The sequence below is a fragment of the Mesorhizobium sp. M1423 genome (genome assembly GCF_040317575.1).
In the GTDB taxonomy this organism is placed as follows: domain Bacteria; phylum Pseudomonadota; class Alphaproteobacteria; order Rhizobiales; family Rhizobiaceae; genus Mesorhizobium.
The window spans coordinates 53,474-75,006 of the sequence record NZ_JAMYKU010000031.1 but is presented as its reverse complement, the minus strand read 5'-3'; the positions used below and the strand labels follow the sequence as shown (position 1 = coordinate 75,006).

Here is a 21,533-nt window from a genome sequence, read left to right as displayed (position 1 = left end):
CACTCGTCATCTTTCACACAGCCGTCCTCGACTATGTTTCCGACCTTGGTGACAGAGAAGCTTTCGCCGAGCAGGCGATGCGTCTTTCTCCTTATTGGGTATCGAACGAGTTCCCTCGCGTCTTCCCGTCCATCGCCACACGCGCCGGAGCAAGCTGGCCGCCCGGCCGCTTCCTCCTATCTGCGAACGGCTCCCCTGTAGCTTGGACTGACCCGCATGGTGCCTCGCTCGAATGGATCGCGGACGAGGCGTAGGCTATAGGTGGTGGATTGCCGTCCTTGGCCAGAGACGCCATCAGTTCTCAGTTTCATCTATGCTCGTTTGCCACTGCTTGCGTCTTGAATTCGCGGCAAGCGCCCTTCGGACTTGCTACCGGGCGGTTGAAAAAAGGAACGGCGCGCTGGGCGCGCGAAGGACCGCATTCCGCAATCGGGAACCAGAGCTCTCGGCAAGCCGTTTACGCTGCAAACCCGCCTGTCGATCCTCAGAGGCCGGGGCGAGTTCTCCGAGACCCACCGATTGGAGATTGATCATGACAACCGCCACCGACCGCGATCCGCGCCACCACACGCAGAAAATGCAGAAGAAATTGGAGGAGGTTAAACAGCACCTTCGCCAGGACATCGAGAAGGTCGATGAGCCGCAGCTGAAGGCGATGTTCGAGACGTCCGCCGAGGTGATCGGCGGTCTCCAGAAGGCGTTCCAGGACTATGAACAGAAGAATGAACCCGCTTGGCGTTGAACGACTTCTTCGCGGGTAGGTTTCAAAGGAGCGCCCCGTGCCTGCACCGCCCGAAATGGACGTCGTCCTCGAACAGTTGCCGTTGAGGATTGGCGCCTATATCCCCGACGACTTGCTGGAGGACTGGTTTGCGCCGGGAACCGGCATGAACCCGGTCAGCAAGGAGGCGCTTGCCGCCGCGAAGAACTACGGTTGGCGCTTCGAATGCGAGTTCAAGCACTATCCGGAGCGCAAGGAGGGCGTGTTCTGGAAGTGGGTGCCGGCGATCTGACCGGCCTGGAGCGGTTCATCGTTTCACGGAAACGCAGAGAACCGGTCTATGACGCAATTCCGGACGGAAAACCGTTTCACACCTTTTTCCTGGACTTGCTCAGCCTCCGCCGATCGGCGTCGTCACCTTGCCGGTTCCGCCGCATTCGGGGCAAATTCGGCCGTCGATCATGCCGGTGCCTGAGCAGCGGCGACAAATATTCTCGCCAGCGCCGGGAATGCCCGCCGGAACCTCGTCCGTGTTGGTTTGGACCTGCGCGGCTTGCCCGGGTTTTCCCTGCAGCTTGTTTCTCAACCGGGCGGCCCAGCCTTCGTCGACATCGAGCGGCTTGCTGCTGTCGTCCGGCAGGCCTTCGCCGGATTGGCCGATGGTTTCATTGCGCGGCCGGTCGTTCGCGCCTGTCGTGATCTTCTGAGCCATTGCAGTTGCCTTTACGCTTTGCAATTTTCGAACGCCTCAGCTCCGCGGAGGTTCCGGTTGCGACCAGCAGCCTTCAGCCGGGTTTTCGCCGGGCCGCCCTTCTGCCTCGGCTGCCAAGAATGGCGGCAAGTGTGACCGGACGAAAATCCCAGTTGTCGACGCCAACATCATACTGGCGCGTGACGGGGGACAACCTGCCGTGGGAATGGCCATGCAGGTCGATCGATTTCCTGCCGATCTGGTTCCAGGTGCGAAAAGGATAATGGCAAAGGATCAGCAGGCTACCGTCGAGCGTCAGCTCCTTGTAATGTTGCGTGCTCGCCCAACCCGTCGCGTCGATGGTGGCTGCGCCATCGTTGTTGCCGATGATCAGATGCTTGCTGCCATGGAGGGACGACAGAAGCGAAGACACGAATGCGGCCGACCGCTTGGCAAAATCGCCGAGATGCCAGACTTCGTCGTCCGGCCCGACAGTCTCGTTCCAGAACGCAATGAGGGCCCGATCATGTTCCGCCAACGAGCCGAACGGACGGCGATCGATGCGTAAAATGCGCGGGTCGCTGAAATGCGTGTCGGCGGTGAAGTAGATCATGTGCGTTCGTTGGAGCCTGCTGTCGAACAGCGGCGCATGTGGGCGCGTGACTCGCCAAGTCCATCTTGCTCTCCGTGATGCCTGCCCCAACCCGCGCGATCGCCGGTTGTTCCTGGAAGGATGCTCTGGGGGTTTTCCGCTCGCCGGAACTTTGAAATGAGACGCAGGTTAGGATGCTTGACGCCGATGTTCTGAAGGAGCCCTCGATGATGGCCGACGCAGCACCCTTTGGGCGAAACCCGTCACAGGCGCGGGGAGATATCGATGCCGGACGCGAGGGGGACAAGACGCCAGGTATCGACCCGGCTGCGGCTCCGGTGGAGACGGACGCGGAATCCGCCGGCAACCCTTCGGCGAAAGACCCGTCTCCGCCCCGTAAAACGCCGAAGTTCACCAACCAGGCGAGCTATGCCGATGCGATGCGCCCGCTCAGGGATGAGCCCGATGTCCAGCCGCGCAGATATGGGCCGGTCCTGGTGATTGCCGCCATCGTCGTGCTGGCCGCTGCGGTTTTCATCGCCGCGGCCATGCTGCGCTGAATACAGCCGATCCAGACCGGAGGCGCAGTGGCTGGACATTTTGCTTCCGGTCCGAGAATTTGTTGTCGCGCCAGGCCCAGGCGCGATCAGTCCGGTGCACGTTGACCACGAACCACCAATTCTTTGCCCGAGACGCCGCCATCGTCGCGCGCGACATGATTGGCGCGACGCTGCTCTTGCACGGCGTTGGCGGCATCATCGTCGAAACCGAAGCCTATCGCCCCGATGATCCGGCTTCGCACGCTTTCGGTGGCAGGACGGTGCGCAACGGCGCAATGTTCGGCGCCCCGGGCAGCGCGTATGTCTATCGCTCCTATGGCCTGCACTGGTGCCTCAATGCCGTGTGCCTTCCCGGCAGTGCCGTGCTTATCCGCGCAATCGAGCCGCGATCAGGGCTGGACGTGATGCGGGCCAATCGCGGCCTTGACGATGCCCGACTGCTTTGTTCGGGGCCGGGTCGTCTTTGCCAGGCACTGGCGATCGGTAAATCCCATGACGGGCTGCCGCTGGACGAGCCGCCATTCGAATTCAGGCCGCCGAGCGAAGCCAGCGCCATTTTGACAGGCCGCAGGATCGGCATTTCCAAGGCTGTCGATGCCGAGTGGCGGTTCGGACTGCGCGACTCGGATTATCTGAGCCGCAAGTTCTGATGCCCGCGGCAGCGGCAGAGCAGCTGCCTGGCATCACTCGTCGGGTTTACCGAGATGCATGGGCGTCGCCTGCTGGCGGGCTTCTCTGGTCACCTCGTCGGCTCCGGCAGGTGAAATCCCTCGCAACGCCTTCGCGGCTACGGTCAGCCGGCCGCGATCATTGCCGAAGCTTTTGATCAGCTGACGGACCTGATCGGCGGTAATGCCGTTCTGTTGGGCAAAATACTCGACTTCACGGTCGTCTTCCGCGGAAACGCGATCGCGGTCGCGGAAATCTCGCTTGCTCTTATCGTCAGCCATTTTTTCCTCCTGGTGGAGCTTCGCATCAATGGCAACGTGGGCAAGCCGCTTTCGTTGCCGCGATCGGGCGGACTTTTGTGCGGCCGTGCCGACTGCCCAGGAACCATGAGGCGAGCAGCCGGTTTGGCTTGGATGCAGACCACGTTCGGCCACCAATTCATACCGATGGAGGTTACGATGACGCTCGCAAGCAAAACCACTGTAATTGCAGCCGCGCTGGCCATATTGACCGCGCCGGCATTCGGCCAGACGAGCCCGCCCGCGGCCCCGGCGCCGGATCGTGGCGCCGAACAGTCGCCCGGAGTGAGCGGGCAGGATGCCATGCGCGATATGATGCGCCAGATGATGACTGAGATGCTGGAGGAGAGAATGCAAGAGGATCGCGCGCCCCGGACAGAACGGCGAGGTCGCGACCACTGGCATCGTGACTACAGGATGGGCCCGCCTGACCGAGGTTGGGAGATGGGAGGCCGCGGTGGTATTGGACGCGGGATGCATGGCGCGAGGATGCGCATGATGTTCGCCATAGTGGATGCGGATGGCGATGGCGCGCTTTCTCAGAGCGAAGTCCAGGATTTCGTCGGGCGGATATTCAACGCCGTCGATGAGGACGGTGACGGCAGCGTCGACATGCAGGAAATCCGGTCCTTCTTCCACGGAGCAGGCGCCGAGGATCAGGAGTAAGTCTCCTACCGGTCGGCAAGGAGGCCCTAGCGGAGGCGGCGCCCCCTATGACGACCGGGGAGGGCGAAAACCGTCGCTGGCAGATGCATCGCTTGGCTGGCCTTGCCAAGCCGAATGCCGGGTCGCAACGATTCGAGACAGCAGGATTCAATGGCCATGACAGAGAAAACTCCAACCATCGCTCGTATCTGGCGCGGCAGAACCTTGCCTGAGAAGGCAGACGCCTATGAAAGCTACAATTATGAAGCCGGCATCAAGCCGCTGATCGAGAAGGCGCTGGGCGTGCAGACCTTTCGCGAGGACACGCCGACCCATGCAGAGTTCGTGACGATTTCCTATTGGGAAAATGTCGAGGCGATGGCGGCGTTCACCGGCGGCGATCCGACAAAAATCCACCATCTCGAGCGGGACGAAGAGTTCCTGATCGAGTTGCCGTCGCGGGTGCAGGTGTTGCGCATCCGCTCCAGTCACGGCCGCCTGCAATAGCTCTGAGGAGAGCCGCCCGGTTCGGCTCGACCTAATAAATCGCCGTCAAGTCGATCTCGGTAATGTGCCAGCGGCCGAGATTTGAGGTGTAGAGCCTGTCGCCCTTGAAGGCGATGTTGGTGGGATGGGCGAGCGTCGTTGCCGCCGGATCCTCGATCAGCACTTCGAGCCCGCTATCTTTTCGCCAACGATAAATGCGGCTCGGCTCGTAGCATGAGATGAACAGCGAACCGTCCGGCGCGAAGGCAACGCCATCGGGGACGTTGTTCACGCCGTCCACGACGAGCTGGCGAGGTCCTGCCGTGCCGTCGGCACGGATCGGCACATAGCTGACGCAGGCCGCATGGCTTTCCACGACGTAAAGCCCATTCCCACCCGGCGCCATCGCCATGCCGTTGGCGAAGGCCATGGTCTCGCTACACCACAGGCGGCCTTCGCCGGTCTTCAACTCGTAGCGAAAAATGCCGGAGCGGCTGTCTTCGCCGAGGCTGTCGGAAACGTAGAGCCAGCCTCGTGCCTCGTCGACGATCGGATAGTTCGGCACGCGGATGCCAGCCGAGGCGAAGCGCTCCATATGACCCGTTCCGGCATTCCAGCGAAAGATCGCCGAATGCCTGAGATCGCAAGCGAAGCAGTTGTCCGCGCTATCGAAGGCGATGCCGAGCAGAAAGCCCTCCGTGCCGCCCATGTGCTCGACCGAGCTGCCATCGGCGGCGAGGCGCAGCAGGTCGCCGGTTTCGGTGCCGCACCAGATCGAGCCGTCGCGATGGATGGCCACGCCTTCCGGATGGGCGACGCGCGGGCTGGTGAAGATGCCGTCGAAGAAGACCTTCGCGGCCGACATTTCGAGCAACGGCTTTGCCATGCGCCACCCCTCTTCAGCCTGTTGCGGTATGCGACCGCTGCACGGCAATACAGCGCTCGACCATCAGCCGGTCGGCCGCCAGGATCTCGGCGATAAGCGCGCCACGCTCCTTGGCGCTGACGAATTCGAGACGCCGCAGGCCAAGCGGGTCGATGCGGTTTCGCAGGATGTCGAGCGTCTCGTTCGAGGGCAGCGGAACCTCGCGGCAATCGGCATCGAATGTCAGGGCGAAGCCGGTGGCATCCTGGACCTGCTGGCGCGTCACGCCCGGCATGGTCTCGACGATGACCAATTGCCGGCTCTCCCGGTCGAGCCGAAAGATGCAAAGATCGGTGAACACCAGCGCCGCGCCGGTCCGATAGCCCATCGGCTCGCGTTCGGCCTCTGTCAGCAAGCCGCGCGCCGAGCTGGCGATCTCGACGGTGTCGACCAGCGACTGCGGGGAGTGGCGCGGGACGTAGAGCAGATAATCGCGATGCATGTTGGCGACATCAGCCATGCCGCCCTGCCCGGGCAGCCGGATGAGGCTGCCGTCGCGCTTGCGCAGCGCAATGGTGTTGACGCGCCCGCGTCGGTCGACCTGGGCGGCACCGACGATCTCATGCGTCACGGCGCCGGCCTGATAATAGGTCGAATAGGTGTCGTCGCCGCCGGCATGGGCCACCGCTGTCTCGCAATCGAGGCTCTCGATCAACGACAGGATCATCGGGCTCGGCGCTATGTCGAGATGACCGCAACTCATCGTCGCGATGATCATGTCCGGCGCGTGCGTCGCCTTGGCCAGCCGGTAGGCGACATTGGCGAGCGGCGACACCGCGCCGGCGCTGGCAAAGCTCTCATTGTCGAGCTCGGCGGCGATGCGGGCAGCGATGATCTCGTCGATGGATGCCTTCTTTTCGCCGTGCACGAGCCCGGGCATTGCGAGGACTGTTTCAGCGCGGACTTTCGCAGCGTCTTGAACCCGCTCCGTCACACCTTCCGAAGGCACGCTCAGGCTGTCCGCCAAAGGTATCTCCTTGGCCGCCAACGCTCCCGCCAACGCTTGATAATCCGTCACATAGAATGGCAGGCAGGAGGCGGGATAGGCGCCGCCTGGCGCCAGCGCTATGGCCGACACCTGGTTGCGGGTCAAAATGTTTTGGCGACCAGCATGGCGCAGCGCTCCGACCGGGACGATTTCCTCGACCGTGACCAGCACCTGGCGCGCCGCGCCGGCCATGGCGAAGTCCAGCGCCCGTGGTCCGATGATCTGGACATTGCCGCTCTCGTCGGCACGCTGGGCATGGACGACGAACGTATCGAGCCGCAAGGCCGGGATGACCCCGGTCGTGATTCCGTCGACCGGATCGGGCGCGGCGATCGCGCCGGGCACGCGCGCCGGCATGTCCGAACCCTGCGGAAGCTGAAACGGCATCGACGGCAGGTTCTGCTGTGCCGCCCGCAACGCCTGGATCATGGCCAGCGCGGTCCAGTCGCGGACCGGCACGGCACTGGTCTCGGCAGTCGCGCGGAAACGGGGCGGCAAGCCAAAAATATCGAGGCTGGAAAAGCAGAGGTCGATTTCCGCCACGGCATTCGCTTCGAGAAGCAGCTCGAGCGGCAGGCCGCCGGCCCAGCAGACGTAGCGCAAATCCCGTACGCCCAACCGCGCGATGGCGCGCAGCAGGGCGATCGGCAGCCGGGCAAAATGATGGCCGCCGACGCCGAAGACGTCGCCGCCGCCGACCATCGCGGCCAGGCCCTCGACATCGGTGAAGCGCGGCCGGTTTTGCTTGACCAGGGACGTCATTTCGCAGCCTTGGCCCGTGCCGCGCTCTTTTCAGCAAATTCCCTGACGCGCCGCTGGCCGATCTCGCTGCGGTAGAGGCTGCCCAGTATGTCGCGCTCCATGGCAAGGCCGCCGGCCAGATTGCCCGACACGGCATGCGCTGTCAGCGCTTTCAGCCCCTCGATCGCTGCGGCCGGTTCGGCGGCGATCATCTCGGCGAGTTCCAGCGCCCGCGGCATCAGCCTTTCGGCATCGACGATCTCGTTGACCAGCCCGGCGCCGACGAACTCGGAAGCCGGCACGATGGCGCCGGTCATCAGCAGAAAATTGGCGCGGTTGCGGCCGAGCTTCTGGACGCTGCGCTGCGTGCCGCCGCCGCCGGGGACCAGCCCGAGCTTGATCTCGGGCAGGCCGAGCTTCGCGAACTGGTTGGCGATGACGAGGTCGCAGCACAGCACCAGCTCCATGCCGCCGCCGAGCGCAAAACCGTTGACCGCGGCGATGACCGGCTTGCGGTTCTGCTCGACCGCCGCATACATGCGTGTGCCGGCGGCCTGGAAGGCGTCGAACTCTGCAGCTGTCTGGGCAGCATATTCTTTGATGTCGGCGCCGGCCATAAAGCCGCGCCCCTCGCCGGTCACCACGATCGCGCCGACGCCGTCATTCTTCGACAACGCCTCGAAAACTTCGGTGAACTCGCTTTGCATCAGCCGGTTCATCGCGTTGAGCTGATCGGCGCGCCGGAAGGTGACGACCGCGACGCGCCCGGATATTTCCAAACTGAGTGTCTGGTAAACGCTCATCGTCAGGCAGCATCCACGGTCATGTCGCCGGACGCCTCAAGTGCTGCAATCTCGCCGCTGGAGAGGCCGAACTCGGCCAGTATCTCGCGGCCATGCTGGCCGACCAGCGGCGCCGGCCGCTCTATGGTAGCCGGCGTCTCGCTCATCTTGACGGCCGGTGCGACCACCCTGACCTTGCCACCGCGCGGATGATCGTAGCTGGTGATCATGCCCAGGTGCTTGACCTGCGGGTCCTCGGCCGCGCGCCTTATGTCCTTCACCTCGGCACACCAGATGTCGACCGCCAACAGCCGCGCCAGCAGGTCCTGCGTGGCAAACTTCCTGGTTTCGGCGTTGACTTTGTCGAACACCTCGTCGCGCTTGTCGAACAGCGTCTTCAGATCGTCGTAGACAGCAAGCTGCGGCGCCTCCAGCACTTCATACAGCGTCTTGAACGGGCTCATGGCGATCGACACATAGCCGCCGTCCTTCGCTTCGTAGATACCGAACGGCGCCTGCATGCCGGGGTGGCCGATGCCGGAATTCGGGCGCACGAAATCCTCGCCGAGATTGAGCACGGCGACATATTCCTGATTGAGATGCGCCAGCATGCCGGCCAGCAGATTGACCTCGATCTTCTGGCCCTTGCCGGTCTTCTCGCGATAGTAGAGCGCCGACAGGATGCCGTAGACCATGTTCATGGCGCCGATCTGGTCGGCCAGGCCGGCGCCGGCAGGAACAGGAGCCTGATCGCCGCGGCCGGTGTTGGAAATCAGCCCGGACAGTCCCTGGATCAGCATGTCCTGGCCGGGGCGCTCGACATAGGGGCCTTCCTCGCCATAGCCGGAGCCCGAGCAATAGATAATGGCGCGATTGACCGCCCTGAAATCCTCGTAACCATAGCCGAGCCTGGCGAGCACCCCGGGGCGGAAATTCTGCACCACCACATCGGCCTTCTTCGCCATATCCATGATGACGGCATGTACCTTGCGGCTCTTCAGGTTGAGCGCGATGGAGCGCTTGTTGCGGTTCCAGGCGAGAAAGTTCGGGCTTTCGGAGCCGCCGACCCATTTGGCGAAGAAGGTCATGCCGCGGAACATGTCGCCGGCGCCGGCACGCTCGATCTTGATGACGTCGGCGCCCATGTCGCCGAGCAGCTGCGTGGCGAACGGCCCTTGCAGCAGATGGCTGAAATCGAGAATGCGGACGCCTTCGAGGGCTTTGTTCATTGTTGTCTCGTTTGTTGTCAAAGCAGGTCGGGTACGTAGCGGGGTGCCGCGGTGAGGCCGCCGTCGACGCGCAGGTCGGTGCCGGTGGTGAAGCCGGCGGCGTCGGAGGCCAGATAGACGGCGGCTTCGGCCACTTCGGACGGTTTGCCGATGCGGCCGAGCGGGTGCATCTTGACCCAGGCCTTGGCGAGATTGCCGCCGATCTCCTTGACCAACTTGTCGTTCATCGGCGTGTTGATGGTTCCGGGCGAGATCGAGTTGACGCGGATGTTGAGCGGGCCGAACTCGACCGCCATCTGGCGCGTCATTGCCATCACCGCGCCCTTGGCGCCGGCATAGGCGGTCCAGCCGTCGAGCCCGATATGCCCTTGTGCCGAGGCCATGTTGATGATCGAGCCGGATTTCTGCGCGATCATGTGCGGCAGCGCATATTTGCAGCCGCGGAACACGCTGGTCAGGTTGACCGCGATCAGCCGGTGCCACTGCTCGTCGGTCATTTCGTGAACCGGCATGCCGCCGATGGCGATAGCGGCATTGTTGACCAGAATATCGAGATGGCCGGTCTTGCCGACGGCTGCGTCGATCAGGGCGGCGATGTCGGCCTCCTCCGCGACGTCGCAATGGACGTAGTCGGCGCGATGGCCGGCGGCGCGCAGTTCCGCGGCGAATTTTTCACCCTTCTCGTCGGCGATGTCGCCGAGGAAGACGTGCGCGCCTTCCCTTGCCATCGCCTCGCTGATCGCATGGCCGATGCCGTCGGCGGCGCCGGTAACGATTGCGGTTTTCCCTTTGAGACGATCCATATCAGCCTCCAATGGCGCGCCGGCGCTTTGCTTCGTCGAAGGCGACGGCGGCAATGATGATCATGCCGGTGATGACCAGTTGCCACTCGGTCGGCAGGCCGAGACCGCGCAGCCCGTTGGACAGGAATTGCAGGATCAGCACGCCAAGCGCCATGCCGGTCAGGCTGCCGATGCCGCCGGCAAGGCTCACGCCGCCGAGCACGGTGGCAGCGACGACCTGGAACTCGAAATTCAGCCCGGCCGTATGCTGGGCCGAACCGACGCGGGCGGCCAGGATGATGCCGGCAACCGTTGCAAGCAGCGCGCTGATGATGAAGCAGATGAATTTGACGCGGCGCACGTCGTAGCCTGCCAGCCGTGCCACTTCCGGATTGCCACCGACGGCATAGATCTGCCGTCCGAACGGCCGGTGCTGCATGATGTAGGCGAAGACGGCGAGCAGGACGATGGCGATGACCGCCGAATAGGGAATGACATTGAACAGGCGGCCGTCCGACAGCGCAATGAAGCTGTCGAGCGCGGCATCGTCGGGGATGGCGCGCTGGCCGGTGTAGAGATAGACGCCGCCGCGCATGATGAACATCGTGCCCAGCGTCACGATCAGCGAGTTGATGCCGGCATAGGCGGTCAGATAGCCGTTCACCACGCCGATGATCAGCCCGAACAGCAGCGCACCACTGATGCCGAGCAGCAGCGAGTTGGTTTCGTTCATGATGATGATCAGCGGCAGGGCGATGGTCGCCAGCAGCGACCCTATCGAGATGTCGACCTCGCCGGACATGAAGACGATGGCGCAGCCGATGCCGGCGGTGAGCGCCAGCGACGCCTGACCGAGCACATTGGTGATGTTGCGCACCGAGAAGAAGTTCTCCGCCGTCAGGGAAAAGAACGCAATCACCAGGATCAGGCAAAGCAGCAGGGCGAGCTCCTGCCGCGCCAGCAGCCGTGCCAGGATGGACGGGCCGGCTTTGGTGGAGTGGCTGGCTGCAAGGCTCATCGCTTGCTCCCTTTGCGAAGCGTCATCGTCTTAGCCGATCGCCGCATTGAGGATGTTCTCCTGCGTGGCCTCGTCGCGGGGCATGATCGCGGTGAGGCGGCCTTCGCACATCACCGCGACGCGGTCGGCAAGCCCCAGCAGTTCGGGCATTTCGGACGTCATCATGACGACCGCCAGGCCTTCGCCGGCGAGCCGGTCGATGAGCGCGAAAATCTCCGACTTGGCGCCGACGTCGATGCCGCGGGTCGGCTCGTCGACGACGATTACCTTGAGACCGCGCATCAGCCAGCGCGAGATCAGCACTTTCTGCTGATTGCCGCCGGACAGATTCTTGACCTGCTGAAACAGGCTGGGCGTCCTGATGCGAAAACGGTCGACATAGTCCTGCACCGCCTTGCGTTCCCTGGCCTTGTCGACGAAGCCCATTCTGGCGAAGGCATCGAGCGAGGCGAGGCTGGCATTCTGGTAGACCGGCAGCTCGCCCATCAGCCCTTCGCTCTTGCGATCCTCGGTGAGCAGTCCGATGCCGAGCCGGACGCCGGTGTGGGTGTCGTGCGGCAGCAGCCGGCTGCCATCGACCGAAATGGCGCCGGAAGTGATCGGGTCGTAACCGACGATGGCCTTGGCGAGCTCCGTCCGGCCGGCCCCCATGAGGCCGAAGAAGCCGAGGACCTCGCCGGCATGCGCCTCGAACGATACGTCCTTCAGCTTCCTGGCGGTGCTGAGCCCTTCAACGGAAAGCGCGACCTTGCTGCCCGGCGCGCCGCGTTTGCGCGGGAACAGGTTTTCGATGCGCCGGCCGATCATGTCCTGGATCAGCGTATCGTTGGTGTGCTCGCCGATCGGCCTGGTCGAGACGTGACGGCCATCGCGCAGCACGGTCACGGTGTCGGCGATCTCGAAGACCTCGTCGAGCTTGTGGCTGACATAGAGCACCGCGATGCCGAGAGCGGCCAACCGGCGGATGACGGTGAACAGCAGCGAGACCTCGTTCGGCGTCAGCGAGGAGGTCGGCTCGTCCATCACCACGACGCGGGCTTCATGGGCGAGCGCGCGGGCGATCTCGACCATCTGCTGCTGGCTGACCGGCAGCGATCCGGTGCGCGCCGCCGGGTCGACGTTGAAGCCGATGCGCTTGAACAGAGCGGCCGCATCGGCACGGATCTTCTTCCAGTCGATCGAGCCGCCCTTGCCGGTCGGATAGCCCTCGAGGAAGATGTTTTCGGCGACGCTGAACTCGGCGATCAGCGCGATCTCCTGGAACACCACCTTGATGCCGTCTTTCAGGCTGTCGCGCGGCGACTTGATGTCGGCCTCACGGCCGCGCAGGCGGATGGTGCCGGCATCCTTGCCGTAGACCCCGGCCATGATCTTGATCAGCGTCGACTTGCCGGCGCCGTTCTCGCCCATCAGGGCGTGGATCTTGCCGGGTTCCAGGGTCAGATCGACATTGTCCAGCGCCACCACGCCGGGAAAGCGCTTGCCGATGCCGCGCATCTCCAGCGCCGGCACGCTTTTATCGACGGCCGCGGTTTTGCCGGGGTGGAGGAAATCAACCGACATTGGCTCTGTTCCGGACGATGTCGAGATAGGTTGCCATGATGATGACGATGCCAGGCACCACCATCTGCAGGTCCTGGTTCCAGCCGAGGATAATAATGCCGTTGTCGATGACCTTCAGCACCAGCACTCCAAGCAGCGTGCCGAGCAGCGAGCCGCGCCCGCCAAGCAGGCTGGTGCCGCCGAGGATGACGGCGGCAATCACGGTCAGCTCGAAGCCGCGGCCGGCGGTCGGCTGGCCGGCATTCATCAGCGACGACAGGATCATGCCGGCAATGCCGACGCAAAGGCCGGTGACGACGAAGGCGAACAGCTTCAGGCGTTGCGAGCGCACGCCGGAGAGGCGGACCGCCCGCTCATTGGCGCCGACCGCGTAAAGATAACGGCCGAGCGTGGTGAAGCGCAGCGTTGCCGCGGCTAGGGCGAAAATCAGCGCGGCAATCACCACCGGCAGCGGGATCGCGCCGATATAGCCGGCGCCGAGATCGGTAAAGCTTGCAAGCCGGTGGTGGTTCTGCACCGCTTCGCGGGTGAACAGATAGACGCCGCCCTGCAGCATCATCATGGTGCCGATGGTGGCGATCAGCGAGTTCACCTTGAGCCTGGTGACAACCAGCCCGTTGAACAGGCCGACCGCACCGGAAAAGGCGAGCGCCGCCAGCAGGCCGAGCGTCAGGCTGTGCGTTGAATTGAGTACGGCCATGCCGATGCAGCCGACAAAGGCCAGCGACGCACCGACCGACAGGTCGACTTCAGCGGTGATGATCAGCATCGTCATGCCGGAGGCGACGATCAGCACCAGCGCGCATTGGCGCAGGATGGCGATGATGTTGGCCTCGGAATAGAATTGCGGCGCCGCAATCGAGATGGCGATGCAGAGCACGGCCAGGATCACGCCGAGCACCAGCTGGCTGCTGCCCAGCAGCTGGCCGCCGATGAAACGCCTTGGCGCGGAGGATTGCGTAAGCTCGCTCATGTCCATTTCATTTCCGGGCCGCATCGGGTGCCGTCGCCGTTTGGAAACTGCCGGCCAAAACAGGGCGGTTGACCTGTTTTGCCGCCTGCATCCGATCCGATGCCCTTCCCGCGGCGCGGGAAGGGCTACCCGGAATCCTTACTTCTTCAGGTCGGCGGAAGTTTTCATGCATTTTTCCGGTGGCTGAAGCGCATTGACGGCATCCCATTTGATCGTTCGTGTGGTGCCATCGTAGTCGTAGAACTTCTTCCAGTCGTCGCCGTTCATCGGCGCGGTCGGGCTGACGATGTGTTCCGGCACCTCTTCGCCGTTGAAGAGCTTAACCGCTGCATCGATGGCGGTGTAGCCTTCCTTTTCCGGGAACATCGCGGCTTCGATGCGATAGGACGGCTCGTTCTGCATGGCATTGATGAAGGCAAGGCCTTCGCCGCCGGTGCCGACCGTCAACAGGCCATCCTGCGACTTGCCGGCCGCTTTCCAGGCCTGAAGGCCGCCGAGCGACGAGGAATCGTTGATGCCGTAGATGATGTTGATGTCGGCGTTCTTGGCAAGTGCCGCCGAAGAGACTTCGAGCGCGCGGTCCGGATTGCCGCCGCCGTCGAGGTCGTGGACCATGACCGCGTCGGGGACGATGGTCTTGAGGCCGTCCATGAAACCCTGCGAACGCAGCACCGTGGCGGACAGCAGCGGCAGGCCGACATTCATCACCTTGGCTTTGCCTTCGAGCTTTTCCTTGGCGTATTTGCCGGCTTCGACGCCGGCGGTGTAGCCGGTGTCGTAGTCGCAGATCGCGACCATGGTGGTCATGCCCTTGACCGGATTGCCTTCGAGCACGACCGGAACGTTGTTGGATTTCGCCTGGCGCAGCAGCGGCACGACGCCTTCCTCGTTGACGGGCGTGATGATCAGGACGTCAACGCCCTTGGCCATGAAATCTTCGGCGGCGGAGACCTCCTTGGCAACGTCCAGATTGGCGTCCTGCACCTCGAGTTCGATACCGAGTTCCTTGGCGCGGGACTGCATGCCCTTGATAACGTTCTGATACCATTCATGCGTGGCGTAGTTGGTGACGTAGCCGATGCGCTTCGGCATGTTTTCGGCGTGTGCCGCGGCGGCGCTCAGAGCCAGCGCGGCCGCCGAGACAAACAGCATTGATTTGGACCAGTTCATGTTTCTTCTCCCTGTATTTTCTTGTCAGTTGCTGAACGGATAGTCCCGCCGTTCCGGGTCGGCACGTGGAGAGTTGGCAGCTTCGCCCGCGCCCAGCGCCGCCGATATCGTCTCGGCCGCCGCCTTCGTCCGTTCGAAGACGGTCTTGCGATCGAAGCGGGCGGCCTTTTGCGGCAGGAACGGGACTGTGAGCGCGGCAATGACCGCGCCGGTATGGTCGCGCACCGGCATCGAGATGTTGGTGCAGCCCTCGACAGCCAGCGAGGCGCGCATTTCATAGCCGAGCCTTGCGACGTCGTTCAGCCGCGCTTCGATTTCCGCCCGGCTGCCTTGGCCTTCGCCCGCAGCGACGATCCGTTCGACGATGCGGTCGCGCTCGGCGCGGCTCGAATGCGCCAGCAGCACCGCGCCGGAGCTCGTTTCGAGGATCGGGAAATGTGAGCCGAGGGCAACCGAATAACGCATCGGCAACGGCGAATCGATCTGCAGCACGACCAGCGCGCTCTCGCCTTCGCGCACGACCAGATGGCAGCTCTGATCGGCATTGGCGGCGAGGCCGCGCATCACCGGCAGCGCGCATTCGACCAGGCGGTTTACCGGCGGATGCATATGCGCCAGCTCGAATAGCTTCAGCGACAGGCGGAAGCGGTCCGATTGCGTCCGGAAAATGTAGCCGCGCTTCTCCAGCAGCAGCAGGATGCGGTAGATCTCGTGAATGGAGCGCCCCATTCCGGTGGCGATCTCGGTCTGGGTCAGCGGCTCGCCGCTGGCAGCCATGAATTCCAGGATATCGAGCGCCTTCTCCACCGCCGGCACGCGATAGCCGTTGCGGCCGCTTTCGCCCTCGTCGACGATCTGGGCAATATCGGTGGCCATTACGCGACGCTCCGTTGCGGCTGGCCATGCCTGGTCTCGCGATAGAGCCGGTTCAGCCGGTCTGCCAACTCGGCCGCCTGCAATTCGCCGGCGAGCGCCGCCGCGGCATGAGGGGCGCATTGGCGGAAGAAGCTGATGAAGCCCGCATGGGTCGGGCGTAGATAGGAGGCTTCGATGGTCGCCAGCGTCGAGGCGAAGAAGCCGCCCGAGAGCGCGTTGACCTCGGTATCCTGCCACGCCGCCAGCGACCCCGGCTGTCCGCCGGATTTCACATAGTCGCCGCGCTGATAGCCGGGCGAGCACAGAAACAGCGCGTAGTCGATGGCTGCCTGTTTGTGTTGCGATTGCGTGCTGACGCCGATGCCGGCGCCGCCGAGCAAGGCGCCGGCGGATCGCGGCGTCGGCACATCGGCGAAGCGCAGATACGGCCTGTCTGCCTTGAAGGCATAGTTCACATAGCCGAAGGCGAACGGCACGTAGACCACATCGTCATGCGCGATCATATGATCGTAGCAGCGGATCGGGTTCCATTTCGGCGAATCCGGATGCGACAGCGCCGCAAGCTGGCGCAATTGCCCAACGGCCTGCTCGATTTTTTCCCTGGCAATGAACTCGTCGCCGTCTTCCCGCGGTTCGCCCAGCGTCAAAAGCAGGCACATGGCGTCAGTCGGCACCAACGGCAGCCCAAGCCATTTGCCGTCCTTCAAGGCGCGCCGGCCGAGCTCCAGCACCTCGTCATGGCTGCGCGGCAGCGGCCCGTAGCGCTCCAGGAGATCGGGGCGATACGAGGCAACCTGGCAGGCAGCATCGATCGGCAACGCCCATTGGCGCCCGTCCCTTGCGTAGGATTGCCAGGATGCGCCGACCGAATCCCGTTCGAAGCCGCGGCGCTGCTCAGCCGACAAATCGAACGGCACCATCAGCCCGCCTTCGGCAATATCGCCGATGAACGGATGGTCGAACACGACAAGATCATAGGCGCCGAGCACCGGACCAAGCGCGCCCTCGCCGAACTCGTAGAGGCTGCGGCGGTCCCATTCGATCTCAAGACCGGGATTGGCGGCACAATACGGCCCGATGCTGGCGTCGAGCGGACCCCAGCAGCGTCGGTGATCCCACGCGAGACCGCGCAGTCTTGTCATGCCCGAAATTCCTCCCTGAACTGCCCAGCCGATTAGTAGCAACTATTTTCACCTAGACAAGTAATTTTTACATACGCAAAACCAGTCTCGGCTCCGTTTGGCAGGGAAGCCGCCCAACCGCCGCTGGTGCGCATCGCATTGTCGCCGGCCTGCAACCAAAGGCTGCGACGGGTCTGGCTTTTTGGAACTTTCGCGACGAACATACGTTCGGTTGGCGCAACCATCTTGAGCAGCATCATTGGGCAGCGTCACTGGAATTCAGCGCCGAGTCGCAGGGAGCGGACGAAATGGCCCAACTGTGGGCGCGGCCATGAACCGGTTTACCGCCTTGGCATTCGCCACGTTTCTGGCGATAACTTCGATCTGGGTACTGTTTCTGGTTTCTTAAGATTTGGCTTTGGTTGCGTGGGATTTGCCGCTGGTTTGTTAGGATTTGGAGGGGTTCTCGACAGGTTGCCCGCTTAACGACATCCACGGCATGTGGTTCTGCCAGCCGGAGCCGCGTGCGTGAAGAAACTGTCGCCAGGAGCACACCGGCGCGCACATTCGGGGTTGGCAGCCACGCTGCCTGCAACGTTCCAATCGGTTTTCAGGAAACGGCGAGATCTCATGTTGCCGAGGGCGATCGTTCGAAACTGTGCCGCCATCCGTCCCGGCCGCATCGGCGCGTCGATGCTTCTTGCCGGGCTGCTTGCCGGCTGCCAGGGCGGCGTGCTCGACCCACAAGGGCCGGTGGGGGCGGCGCAGCGGACGATCCTGCTCAATTCGGTTGCCATCATGCTGGCCATCGTCGTCCCGACGATCGTGGCGACGCTCGGTTTTGCCTGGTGGTTCCGGGAGACCAACACAAGGGCGCGGTATCTGCCGGAATGGGCCTATTCCGGACGCATCGAACTGGTGGTCTGGTCGATCCCTATCCTCGTCATCCTGTTTCTGAGCGGCATCATCTGGATCGGGTCGCATGACCTCGATCCAATGAAGCCGCTGGATTCCCAGCAAAAGCCGCTTGAGGTGCAGGTCGTCTCGCTCGACTGGAAATGGCTGTTCATCTACCCCGAGCAGAACGTCGCGAGCATCAACCAGCTCGTGGTGCCGGCGGGCAGGCCGGTGCATTTCTCGCTTACCTCGGCAAGTGTCATGAACGCGTTCTTCGTGCCTCAGCTCGGCGGCATGATCTACACGATGAACGGCATGACGACGCAGCTTCACCTGCAGGCGGACCAGCAGGGCGAATTCTATGGGCGGTCGGCCCATTTCAGCGGCGACGGCTTTCCAGGCATGCAATTCGTGCTGCATGCTGTCGCGGTGGACGACTTCGACGCGTTCGTCAATTCGGCGCGAAGCCAGGGACAGGCACTCGACAAGGCCAGCTACCAGGAACTGGCCCGACAGAGCCTGGACGTGCCGCCTTCGACCTATCGCTCGGTCGAGCCGGATCTTTTCCATGAAATCGCGACGCAGGGCGTTCCGCCCGCGCCCGGCCCCCAGGCCGGTCGCCCCGAGCCGAGCGTATCGCCCAAGACAGGAGGCTGACAATGCTCGGAAAATTGAGCTGGGACGTCATTCCGTTGGATCAGCCTCTGCCGATGATCGCCTCGGCGGTCGTCGCCCTGGCAATCCTCGGCGTGCTGGCCTGGGTCTTCCTGGCCGGCCATTTCCCCTATCTGTGGCGCGAATGGATCACAAGCGTCGATCACAAGCGGATCGGCGTCATGTACACGCTGCTGGCGCTGCTGATGCTGCTGCGCGGCTTCAGCGACGCCGTCATGATGCGGTCCCAGCAAGCCCTCGCCTTCCAGGCGCCCGGCTATCTGCCGCCCGACCACTTCAACCAGGTCTTTTCCGCCCACGGCACCATCATGATCTTTTTCGGGGCGATGCCGTTCGTCATCGGCCTGATGAACCTGGTCGTGCCGCTGCAGCTCGGCGTCCGCGACGTTGCCTTTCCAACGCTCAACTCGGTGAGTTTCTGGCTCACCGCCACCGGTGCGCTGCTGGTCAACATCTCGCTGGTGATCGGCGAATTCGCGCGCACCGGATGGCTGCCCTATCCGCCGCTCAGCGAGACCGCCTACTCGCCGGGCGTCGGCGTCGATTATTATCTGTGGGCAGTGCAGATAGCGGGCGTCGGAACGCTGCTCACCGGCATCAATTTCGTCACCACGATCCTGAAGATGCGGGCGCCCGGCATGAGTTACCTCAGGATGTCGATGTTCTGCTGGACCTCACTCGCCGCCAGCTTGCTCATCGTCGCCGCGTTCCCGGTCCTCACCGCGACGCTCGCGATGCTGACGCTCGACCGCTATTTCGGCTTTCATTTCTTCACCAATGAAGCCGGCGGCAACATGCTGATGTTCGTGAACCTGATCTGGGCCTGGGGCCATCCCGAGGTCTACATCCTCGTCCTGCCGGCGTTCGGCATCTTCTCGGAGGTTATCTCCACGTTCTCCAGCAAGCCGCTGTTCGGCTACCGCTCGATGGTGGCCGCGACGCTCTTCATCTGCATCGTCTCCTTCATGGTGTGGCTGCACCACTTCTTCACCATGGGAGCCGGCGCCGACGTCAACGCCGCGTTCGGCATCGCCACCAGCATTATCGCTGTCGGTACCGGCGTGAAGATCTACAACTGGATGTTCACCATGTATGGCGGCCGCATCCGCTTCGCGACGCCAATGCTGTGGTCGCTGGGCTTCATGGTGACGTTCGTCATCGGCGGCATGACGGGCGTGTTGCTGGCCGTGCCGCCGGCCGATTTCCTGCTCCACAACAGCCTGTTCCTGGTGGCGCATTTCCATAACGTCATCATCGGCGGTGTGCTGTTCGGCGCCTTCGCGGGATATACCTACTGGTTTCCCAAGGCATTCGGATTCCGGCTGCACGAGGGCTGGGGCAAGCTGGCCTTCTGGCTGACGCTGATCGGCTTCTACGCCACCTTCGTGCCACTCTACACCGTCGGCCTGCTCGGCATGACCCGCCGCATGCAGCATTTCGACGTGCCGGCCTGGTATCCCTGGGTGCTGGTTGCCGGCGCCGGCATGTTAATCACCACCGCCGGCGTGGTCGCCCAGATCATTCAGCTCGTCGTCAGCATCCGACAGCGCGCGGCGCTTCGCGATGTCACCGGGGATCCCTGGGACGGGCGTTCGTTGGAATGGGCCACACCCTCGCCGCCGCCGGTCTTCAACTTCGCCGCGCTTCCGCATGTCGAGGGCGAAGAGCCCTACTGGAGCATCAAGCAGCGGGCACGCGAGCAAAACCGGCTGCGCGACGAGCCTGAATACGAGCCGATCGAGATGCCGCGCAACAGTCCCACCGGGTTCATCTGCGCCTTCTTTGCGACCGTGATGGGTTTCGCCCTCATCTGGCACATCTGGTGGATGGTGGCGCTCGGCGCGCTCGGTGCTTTCGCCACCTTCGTCGTATTCGCGTGGCGCGACATACCCGAATACGTCATTCCTGCCGCCGAAGTCGCCCGGATCGACCGCGCCAACCGAAGTGCCCGCCGCGAGGCGCTGGCCACGTATACGGGGCCAAGGCCATGACCGCGATCGACGTTCGAGAGCGTGACCCCTACCACCTCGGCCATCGCGGGCACGGCCATGCCCCCGGCCATGGCGACGGCGGACCGGCACCGATCCGGATCGTCGTCGGCTACGGCTTCTGGATCTTCCTTCTGAGCGACATCGTGATGTTCTCGGCCTTCTTTGCGGCCTACGCCGTGCTGGCGGGCAAGACGGCGGGCGGACCAAGCGGAGCCGAGCTGTTCGACCTGCGCAACGTCGCGATCGAGACGGCGGCCCTGCTGTTGTCGAGCTTTACCTGCGGTCTCGCCAGCCTCGCCGTGACCGCGCGGCGAAGCTCCTGGTTCTATGTTGCGATGGCTCTCACTTTCGTGCTCGGCGCCAGCTTCATCCTGCTCGAGCTGCGCGAGTTCGCGCATATGATTGCCCGCGATGCCGGACCGACGCGCAGCGCCTTCCTGTCGGCGTTCTTCACGCTGGTGGGATGCCATGGCCTGCACGTGACGGCGGGGCTGCTGTGGCTGCTCACGATGATGGCGCAGATCTTCGCCAAGGGATTCCGCGACGATATTCTTCGGCGTTTCATGTGCTTCAGCCTGTTCTGGCACGCCCTCGACATCATCTGGGTCGCCCTGTTCACGGTGGTCTATCTCCTGGGAGCAAGTCGATGAGCAATGCTGACGACCGCCATGCGCAAAGGCGCGACACCGATGGCCTGGAGCGCTACGACATCGATACGGCGCCGGGTGACGAATACCTCGGCGACGCCGAGGTCGGATCCGGGTTACGCGGCTATGTGATCGGCCTCGGGCTGGCAACGCTGTTGACCATCGCCTCGTTCTGGTTGCTCGGAACCAACCTTATATGGGCACCGGGCATCCCGGTGGCGCTGATTGTGCTGGCGATCGCGCAGATGGGCGTGCATCTCGTCTTCTTCCTGCATATCACGACGGGGCCGGACAACACCAACAACGCCCTGGCGCTTGCCTTCGGCGTGCTGATCGTCGTCCTGGTGATCGGCGGCTCGATCTGGATCATGGCCAACCTCGACCACAATTTGATGCCGACGAATGCGATCATGAACATGAACCGCTAGTGACAGTTCCGGCCGTTGGCCGCAGTTCATGCGACAGCCAGCTCGGTCTCAAGCCCGTTCGAAT

General features: G+C 63.4%; 25 protein-coding genes and 1 pseudogene. 11 read left to right on the top strand and 15 right to left on the bottom strand.

Annotated features, from left to right (window positions below; genetic code table 11):
* From NKG95_RS28825 to NKG95_RS28815, 3 genes and pseudogenes are all read left to right on the top strand, one after another.
* A pseudogene (locus NKG95_RS28825) lies at positions 1 to 254 on the top strand (DUF2332 domain-containing protein); the annotation flags it as partial.
* A 278-nt stretch (positions 255 to 532) separates the two neighbouring features.
* Entirely contained in the window at positions 533 to 742 is a 210-nt protein-coding gene (locus NKG95_RS28820; RefSeq protein ID WP_353023197.1) for a hypothetical protein, read from the top strand.
* Positions 743 to 779: 37 nt separating this feature from the next.
* Positions 780 to 1,013, top strand: coding sequence for a hypothetical protein (locus NKG95_RS28815; protein ID WP_292659223.1), 234 nt, complete (start codon positions 780 to 782; stop codon positions 1,011 to 1,013).
* Between the two features lie 99 nt (positions 1,014 to 1,112).
* Here the strand turns inward: NKG95_RS28815 and NKG95_RS34365 are convergent, their stop codons facing one another.
* A complete protein-coding gene (locus NKG95_RS34365; RefSeq protein WP_502913994.1) occupies positions 1,113 to 1,433 on the bottom strand; it encodes a hypothetical protein in 321 nt (106 codons plus the stop codon).
* Between the two features lie 73 nt (positions 1,434 to 1,506).
* Positions 1,507 to 2,025 (bottom strand): metallophosphoesterase, encoded by a 519-nt coding sequence (locus NKG95_RS28805; protein WP_353043160.1) that lies wholly within the window; start codon positions 2,023 to 2,025, stop codon positions 1,507 to 1,509.
* A 173-nt stretch (positions 2,026 to 2,198) separates the two neighbouring features.
* Here NKG95_RS28805 and NKG95_RS28800 point away from each other — a divergent pair, with 173 nt between their 5' ends.
* Both NKG95_RS28800 and NKG95_RS28795 read left to right on the top strand, forming a co-directional pair.
* A complete protein-coding gene (locus tag NKG95_RS28800) occupies positions 2,199 to 2,564 on the top strand; it encodes a hypothetical protein (protein ID WP_353043159.1) in 366 nt (121 codons plus the stop codon).
* 101 nt (positions 2,565 to 2,665) lie between these two features.
* Positions 2,666 to 3,214 (top strand): DNA-3-methyladenine glycosylase, encoded by a 549-nt coding sequence (locus tag NKG95_RS28795; RefSeq protein ID WP_352525787.1) that lies wholly within the window; start codon positions 2,666 to 2,668, stop codon positions 3,212 to 3,214.
* A gap of 33 nt (positions 3,215 to 3,247) precedes the next feature.
* Here the strand turns inward: NKG95_RS28795 and NKG95_RS28790 are convergent, their stop codons facing one another.
* Positions 3,248 to 3,514, bottom strand: coding sequence for a DUF3606 domain-containing protein (locus NKG95_RS28790; protein ID WP_353043158.1), 267 nt, complete (start codon positions 3,512 to 3,514; stop codon positions 3,248 to 3,250).
* A gap of 105 nt (positions 3,515 to 3,619) precedes the next feature.
* Between NKG95_RS28790 and NKG95_RS28785 the strand changes: the two genes are divergently transcribed.
* Positions 3,620 to 4,198 carry an EF-hand domain-containing protein gene (locus tag NKG95_RS28785; protein ID WP_353023189.1) on the top strand — a complete coding sequence of 193 codons (579 nt, stop codon included), beginning with the start codon at positions 3,620 to 3,622 and terminating at the stop codon, positions 4,196 to 4,198.
* A 156-nt stretch (positions 4,199 to 4,354) separates the two neighbouring features.
* Positions 4,355 to 4,684: an antibiotic biosynthesis monooxygenase family protein gene (locus NKG95_RS28780; RefSeq protein ID WP_352640318.1), complete on the top strand. Its 330-nt coding sequence runs from the start codon at positions 4,355 to 4,357 to the stop codon at positions 4,682 to 4,684.
* A 31-nt stretch (positions 4,685 to 4,715) separates the two neighbouring features.
* Here NKG95_RS28780 and NKG95_RS28775 read toward each other — a convergent pair whose 3' ends face one another.
* The 12 genes from NKG95_RS28775 to NKG95_RS28720 all read right to left on the bottom strand — a co-directional run bounded on the left by NKG95_RS28775 (position 4,716) and on the right by NKG95_RS28720 (position 17,091).
* The gene (locus NKG95_RS28775) at positions 4,716 to 5,549 is read right to left on the bottom strand and encodes an SMP-30/gluconolactonase/LRE family protein (protein ID WP_352481464.1); all 834 of its coding nucleotides are present in this window, start codon (positions 5,547 to 5,549) and stop codon (positions 4,716 to 4,718) included.
* A gap of 13 nt (positions 5,550 to 5,562) precedes the next feature.
* The gene (locus NKG95_RS28770) at positions 5,563 to 7,338 is read right to left on the bottom strand and encodes a CoA-transferase (protein ID WP_353043157.1); all 1,776 of its coding nucleotides are present in this window, start codon (positions 7,336 to 7,338) and stop codon (positions 5,563 to 5,565) included.
* On the bottom strand, positions 7,335 to 8,120 hold the full coding sequence (locus NKG95_RS28765) for an enoyl-CoA hydratase/isomerase family protein (RefSeq protein ID WP_353023185.1): 786 nt from the start codon (positions 8,118 to 8,120) through the stop codon (positions 7,335 to 7,337). Before NKG95_RS28765 ends, NKG95_RS28770 begins: the two co-directional genes overlap by 4 nt.
* Positions 8,121 to 8,122: 2 nt before the next feature.
* Positions 8,123 to 9,328 (bottom strand): CaiB/BaiF CoA transferase family protein, encoded by a 1,206-nt coding sequence (locus tag NKG95_RS28760; protein ID WP_353043156.1) that lies wholly within the window; start codon positions 9,326 to 9,328, stop codon positions 8,123 to 8,125.
* Between the two features lie 17 nt (positions 9,329 to 9,345).
* Positions 9,346 to 10,131, bottom strand: coding sequence for an SDR family NAD(P)-dependent oxidoreductase (locus NKG95_RS28755; protein WP_353043155.1), 786 nt, complete (start codon positions 10,129 to 10,131; stop codon positions 9,346 to 9,348).
* A gap of 1 nt (position 10,132) precedes the next feature.
* On the bottom strand, positions 10,133 to 11,128 hold the full coding sequence (locus NKG95_RS28750) for an ABC transporter permease (RefSeq protein WP_353043154.1): 996 nt from the start codon (positions 11,126 to 11,128) through the stop codon (positions 10,133 to 10,135).
* Between the two features lie 30 nt (positions 11,129 to 11,158).
* A complete protein-coding gene (locus NKG95_RS28745) occupies positions 11,159 to 12,691 on the bottom strand; it encodes a sugar ABC transporter ATP-binding protein (RefSeq protein ID WP_353043153.1) in 1,533 nt (510 codons plus the stop codon).
* The gene (locus NKG95_RS28740) at positions 12,681 to 13,664 is read right to left on the bottom strand and encodes an ABC transporter permease (protein WP_353023177.1); all 984 of its coding nucleotides are present in this window, start codon (positions 13,662 to 13,664) and stop codon (positions 12,681 to 12,683) included. Before NKG95_RS28740 ends, NKG95_RS28745 begins: the two co-directional genes overlap by 11 nt.
* Positions 13,665 to 13,802: 138 nt before the next feature.
* Positions 13,803 to 14,834 carry a sugar ABC transporter substrate-binding protein gene (locus NKG95_RS28735; RefSeq protein WP_352918151.1) on the bottom strand — a complete coding sequence of 344 codons (1,032 nt, stop codon included), beginning with the start codon at positions 14,832 to 14,834 and terminating at the stop codon, positions 13,803 to 13,805.
* Between the two features lie 24 nt (positions 14,835 to 14,858).
* Positions 14,859 to 15,710, bottom strand: a complete 852-nt coding sequence (locus NKG95_RS28730) for an IclR family transcriptional regulator (protein ID WP_352640325.1) — start codon at positions 15,708 to 15,710, stop codon at positions 14,859 to 14,861.
* A complete protein-coding gene (locus NKG95_RS28725) occupies positions 15,710 to 16,852 on the bottom strand; it encodes an extracellular solute-binding protein (protein ID WP_353023175.1) in 1,143 nt (380 codons plus the stop codon). Before NKG95_RS28725 ends, NKG95_RS28730 begins: the two co-directional genes overlap by 1 nt.
* Positions 16,853 to 16,884: 32 nt before the next feature.
* Positions 16,885 to 17,091 (bottom strand): hypothetical protein, encoded by a 207-nt coding sequence (locus NKG95_RS28720; RefSeq protein ID WP_352918148.1) that lies wholly within the window; start codon positions 17,089 to 17,091, stop codon positions 16,885 to 16,887.
* 370 nt (positions 17,092 to 17,461) lie between these two features.
* Here NKG95_RS28720 and cyoA point away from each other — a divergent pair, with 370 nt between their 5' ends.
* The 4 genes from cyoA to cyoD are packed head-to-tail and all read left to right on the top strand — an operon-like array spanning position 17,462 to position 21,469.
* Complete coding sequence (cyoA, locus tag NKG95_RS28715; RefSeq protein WP_353043152.1) at positions 17,462 to 18,385, top strand: ubiquinol oxidase subunit II; 924 nt, start codon at positions 17,462 to 17,464, stop codon at positions 18,383 to 18,385.
* A gap of 2 nt (positions 18,386 to 18,387) precedes the next feature.
* Positions 18,388 to 20,394, top strand: coding sequence for a cytochrome o ubiquinol oxidase subunit I (cyoB, locus tag NKG95_RS28710; protein ID WP_353043151.1), 2,007 nt, complete (start codon positions 18,388 to 18,390; stop codon positions 20,392 to 20,394).
* Positions 20,391 to 21,044 (top strand): cytochrome o ubiquinol oxidase subunit III, encoded by a 654-nt coding sequence (gene cyoC / locus NKG95_RS28705; protein ID WP_023720495.1) that lies wholly within the window; start codon positions 20,391 to 20,393, stop codon positions 21,042 to 21,044. The genes cyoB and cyoC overlap by 4 nt, the downstream gene beginning before the upstream one ends.
* A complete protein-coding gene (cyoD, locus tag NKG95_RS28700; protein ID WP_023720496.1) occupies positions 21,041 to 21,469 on the top strand; it encodes a cytochrome o ubiquinol oxidase subunit IV in 429 nt (142 codons plus the stop codon). The genes cyoC and cyoD overlap by 4 nt, the downstream gene beginning before the upstream one ends.
* Positions 21,470 to 21,533 lie beyond the last annotated feature (64 nt).